Here is a 4,113-nt window from a genome sequence, read left to right as displayed (position 1 = left end):
ACCGTCGGCATCGAGCGCACCATCGAGGTCGAGCGCCCGGGTGAGCCCATCGTCACCCAGCCGGCCTACAGCCGCCCACGCTTCGATGACGGGGCGCCCCGCCCGGCGGAGCCCTTCACGCCGCCGACGGCCGAAGCGACCGGCCCGGCAGGAAAGAGCCTGGCACGGTTCATCGCCGAGAACGGCGGCCTGCGCCTCGACGGTGACGCCGCGGCTACGGATCTGCATCGCTACGTGGTGCCGGGGGTCGGCAAGGTCGCCCGCCCCGACGGCAAGGGCCTGGATAATTTCTGGCGCGAGCGGCTGATCGAGGAAGGGTACTTCCGTCCGGACGCCGACGGCGGCATGGCTCGGGACATCGGCCCCGAGCTGCTGCGCAAGCTCCAGAACGAGCAGCGGGGCTTCCCATCGTACCCGCTGGACGGCCCAGGCCGGGCGCAAGGACGCGGTGCCGTGTCCCGGTCGGCCGATGAGTACGATGCGGTGCGCTCCACGATGGAGAGCCGCCTGGACGAGGACCTCACTCGAGCCGGGGTTCCGCCGGCCAGCTTGCATCCCGACATCCGCGAGCGTGTCGTCGGCGCCCTGATGCGGGGCGAGGATTCCGATCCGTTGCAGGCCTACGAGCGCACGGTCGGGGCGATGAAGGGGCCGCTTGATCCCTACGTGAAGTCGACCACGATCAGGGAGGAGATCCCCGACGTTCAGTTCGGGCAGGTGAACCCGCAGGGCGTGCTCGACCACGTGAACAGCGAGATGCGCTCGGCGAAGGGGCCGGTGCTGCTGGCGCTACAGCAGGCGCGCAAAATGCTGTTCCAGGATGACGGCAAGACGCTCGACCTGTCCGTGGCTGGGATGCACGGCGCGCGCGAAGCGATCAACGATCTGATCGGCAAGGCCGAGCCCACGACGCAGCGCGCGCTCATGGGCGTTCGCAACCGCCTCGATCAGTCGCTCTCGTCTGTGCCGGAATACGAATACGCACGGGCCGGCTTCGAGAGTGCCTCCCGCAACCTCGATCCGTTCGAAGGGACGGCGCCGGGGCGGATCGTTGACCAGGACCAGGCCAGCGGTCGCTTCGCCATGCCCCCCGAACGTGCGCCGCTGGCGATCGACGATGGGCCGACGGCAGGGCGTGCCTTCAAGGAGGTCGCGAACTCTGAGGCGCGCACCGCCTACGAGGGGCATCTGAGCACCAGCCTGCTCGACCAAGCCACGGACGCCGCTACGGGGGACATCTCAGTCAAGGCGCTGCGCAAGGCCATGCGCGCGAACGAGGACCAGCTCGCGCAGTTCCCGGGCGTTCGTGAGCGCCTCTCGAACATCGCGGTGGCAGGGGAGGGAATGGCTGCGGTGAAGCGACTGCCGCTGGGGCAGGTCGCGAAGAAGCCGGATGCAAAGCGCGCCATCGCCGTCCTGTTCGACCGTGATCCGCTGGCAGGCGGAGAGGGCGAGATCAGCTCGGCCATGTCTGCGCTCGCCAAGAATGACGCTGTGGCCGCCAAGCAACTCGCCCGCGTCCACCTTGAGACCGTGTTCGATGATGCTGTCACCGAGAAGCGCGGCCTGGCGGCTCAGTACGGCGGCGCCGGCTTTGCCTCTGGCGTGGCTGGTCAACCGCAGCAGCGGAAGAACCTGGAAGCGGCGATCAAGGCGCTTCCTGAGGGCGACGTGCTCTGGGGCGGTCTCGACCGTTTCCTGACGGTGCTGAAAGCCACCGGCTATCGGCCGCAGAAGGGTTCGGACACCGCATTCAACGCGAAGATCCAAGACGAGTTGAAGGGTGGCGGCGGTGTTGGCGGCGCGGTCGCGAACGTCGTGGCTGGCGGTGTGGCCGGCGGTGCTGCTGCAGGAATCGGTGGTGCGGGCGCCGGCGGCCTTCTCGGGCTGAAGCGGTCGGCCAGCGATGCCTACACCCGCTACCAGATCGGGCGGAACGGCGAGGCCGTAGCTCGGATGCTGTTCGATCCGAAAGCGCTGCCGGATCTGCGCCATCTGGTGAAGGCTAAGCCCGGCTCGAAGAACGAAGAGTTCTTCACCAGCCGCCTTCTAGCCTTAGCGGGCAGCGGATCGGCGCCGAGCGAGCGTGGACAGCGACAGGTCCCATAGCTTGGTGATGAGGCCAGTGGCGAGGGCAACCAGGACCGTCCAGCCGAGGAGCGCGACAAGGTATGCTTGAGGTGGAGCAGGAGACGGCCCCGCGCTTTCGCTCCAGAAGCTCAGCCACATACCCCCCGCAATCGCGGCGACCTGAGCGACCATCCAGAGTAGGCGCGATAGGTTCGACGACATCCTCGGCCCCCACCCCGTCGTCAGTAGCAGTTCGTGTTCGCGAACGTACCCACCTGTGTCGTGGTGCAGTTGGCCTGGAGACGGACTGTCTGAGGCTGACTGGCGGCACCGGCAGCAGAGATTGCGGCGCCGGCCGCGATCATAGCGTCGCCGGCTCGCTGACGGCGCTCTTCGGCCTCGGCATTCTCACGATCGCGGAGGGTTGCTGTGGCGGCTAGGGCCGATGACCCAGCCTGCTGGGCGCATGCCGTCATCTCGGGCGTATTCAATTTCAATCCGCGATTGCCGCACGCGAAAATCGCAGCGAATTGGGAGGCCTCCAGTTCGTTGACCTCCTTTGCCAGGGCACCGTTCTGGTAGACCGCGTACTTCGCCTTGTCGCCTTCGCCGCAGCGCCAGACTGAGAAGCCCCCTGATCCGGCCATAGGCCGATCCTTCCCATGGCAAGCCTCTTTGAGTCCGGCCTCCTGAGGTGGAATGGTGACGCTGCGTATGCATCCACCAAGAGCGACGCCGCACAGCGCCACCAGAACCAACCCGAACCGCATCGCCGTGCTCCCTCGCCAGAGCAACCTACGCGGGCCGATTAGTCCCCGTCGATAGCGGCACGGCAACACAGGCGGGACGACAGCGCTCCGGAAAGTTTCCGGACCTGCGGGTGCGCAACTTTCGCAGGCTCGCGCGCCTTTAACGCTTCGCCTCGCCTCACCTGACCACGCTTGGTAGGGTGTCCCTATGGCCGAGCCTTTCCGCGAATACCTGTTCGAGTACCCGCATGATGGCGGCACCTGGGCCCTGAAGGTCAAGGCTCGGGACCCCGACGATGCGCGCGAGCGTCTCAAGGCGCTGGCTTGGGCCCGCTACAAGGGCGAGGTCGCTGCCACGATCCCGGTGCCGTCGCTACTGGGTCGCGTGCTCGCCCGCATCCTGCCGCGCCGGTAATCGGCGAACGAACACTTGACCCGACGGGCAAAGCGCCCGAAACAGCCAACGTCGGGCGCTTCGCGCGCCGGACCCGCAGGGCCGCTCCGCAAGGGCGGCCTTTCGCATTTCCGAGGTAGGCCATGCCCGACGCGCGACGCGACGCCCTGATCGCTTCGGCGCAGCGCATCGGAGCCAACCCGCTCGATTTGGCGACGGTGATCTCCTACGAGACAGGCGGCACGTTCAACCCGAGCATCCGGGGCGGCGCGGGCAACCGGCATATCGGCCTGATCCAGTTCGGGCCGAACGAGCAAAAGCAGTATGGCGCCAGCCAGAGCCAGAGCTTCGAGGAGCAACTCCCTGCCGTCGAGGGCTACCTGAGCGGTCGCGGCTTCAAGCCTGGCATGGGGATCCTCGACCTCTACTCGACCATCAACGCCGGCAGCCCCGGCCTCTATGGCGCCAGCGACGCGAAGAATGGCGGGGCTCCTGGGAACGTGGCCGACAAGGTGAATACCCAGATGGGGGCACACCGGGCCAAGGCGGCTGCGTTCCTCGGCGGCGACTTCACCCCCACGATGCCGAGCGAGGCAGGTGGTGCGGCGGCGATTGCCGGAACAGGCTCTCGCGCCCCCTTCAGCCTGGCAGGCCCGGTCGGCAGCGCCGCGCCGGCGCCCACCATCCCGGACGCGCCCGCGAAGGCTGACAGCGGCCCGGACCTCGGCGCCATCATGAAGATGCTCGGCGCGGGCCAGAGCGCCGTCGCGGCTCAGGCCGCGCCCGATGCGGTGCCCCTGCCCGCACCAGCGCCTCCGCCGGCCCCGCGCCCGCAGGCCTTCGACGCCCGCAAGTTCTTCGCCCTGCTGCCCTCGCGCCGCTGACCCCCTGCCCCTGACC

Annotated in this window: 3 protein-coding genes and 1 pseudogene; 3 read left to right on the top strand and 1 reads right to left on the bottom strand. The window is 68.1% G+C overall.

Going from position 1 to position 4,113, the window contains the following annotated elements:
* Window positions 1–2,109, top strand: a pseudogene (locus K2X24_RS13175) (hypothetical protein); the annotation flags it as partial.
* A gap of 203 nt (window positions 2,110–2,312) precedes the next feature.
* Here the strand turns inward: K2X24_RS13175 and K2X24_RS13170 are convergent.
* Window positions 2,313–2,840 (bottom strand): hypothetical protein, encoded by a 528-nt coding sequence (locus K2X24_RS13170; RefSeq protein WP_292498817.1) that lies wholly within the window; start codon window positions 2,838–2,840, stop codon window positions 2,313–2,315.
* Between the two features lie 187 nt (window positions 2,841–3,027).
* Here K2X24_RS13170 and K2X24_RS13165 point away from each other — a divergent pair, with 187 nt between their 5' ends.
* Both K2X24_RS13165 and K2X24_RS13160 read left to right on the top strand, forming a co-directional pair.
* Entirely contained in the window at window positions 3,028–3,234 is a 207-nt protein-coding gene (locus K2X24_RS13165; RefSeq protein ID WP_292498814.1) for a hypothetical protein, read from the top strand.
* 122 nt (window positions 3,235–3,356) lie between these two features.
* A complete protein-coding gene (locus K2X24_RS13160; protein WP_292498811.1) occupies window positions 3,357–4,097 on the top strand; it encodes a hypothetical protein in 741 nt (246 codons plus the stop codon).
* The last annotated feature ends 16 nt before the right edge of the window (window positions 4,098–4,113 follow it).

The sequence above is a fragment of the Methylobacterium sp. genome (assembly GCF_019750675.1).
GTDB lineage: Bacteria > Pseudomonadota > Alphaproteobacteria > Rhizobiales > Beijerinckiaceae > Methylobacterium.
The sequence above is the reverse complement of the archived record's forward strand: the minus strand, read 5'-3'. Positions and strand labels throughout refer to the sequence as shown.

Excerpts from the sequence above, each read along its gene's own strand:
- K2X24_RS13170 (WP_292498817.1), bottom strand. The coding sequence starts at position 2,840 with ATGCGGTTCGGGTTGGTTCTGGTGGCGCTGTGCGGCGTCGCTCTTGGT.
- K2X24_RS13165 (WP_292498814.1), top strand. The coding sequence starts at position 3,028 with ATGGCCGAGCCTTTCCGCGAATACCTGTTCGAGTACCCGCATGATGGC.
- K2X24_RS13160 (WP_292498811.1), top strand. The coding sequence starts at position 3,357 with ATGCCCGACGCGCGACGCGACGCCCTGATCGCTTCGGCGCAGCGCATC.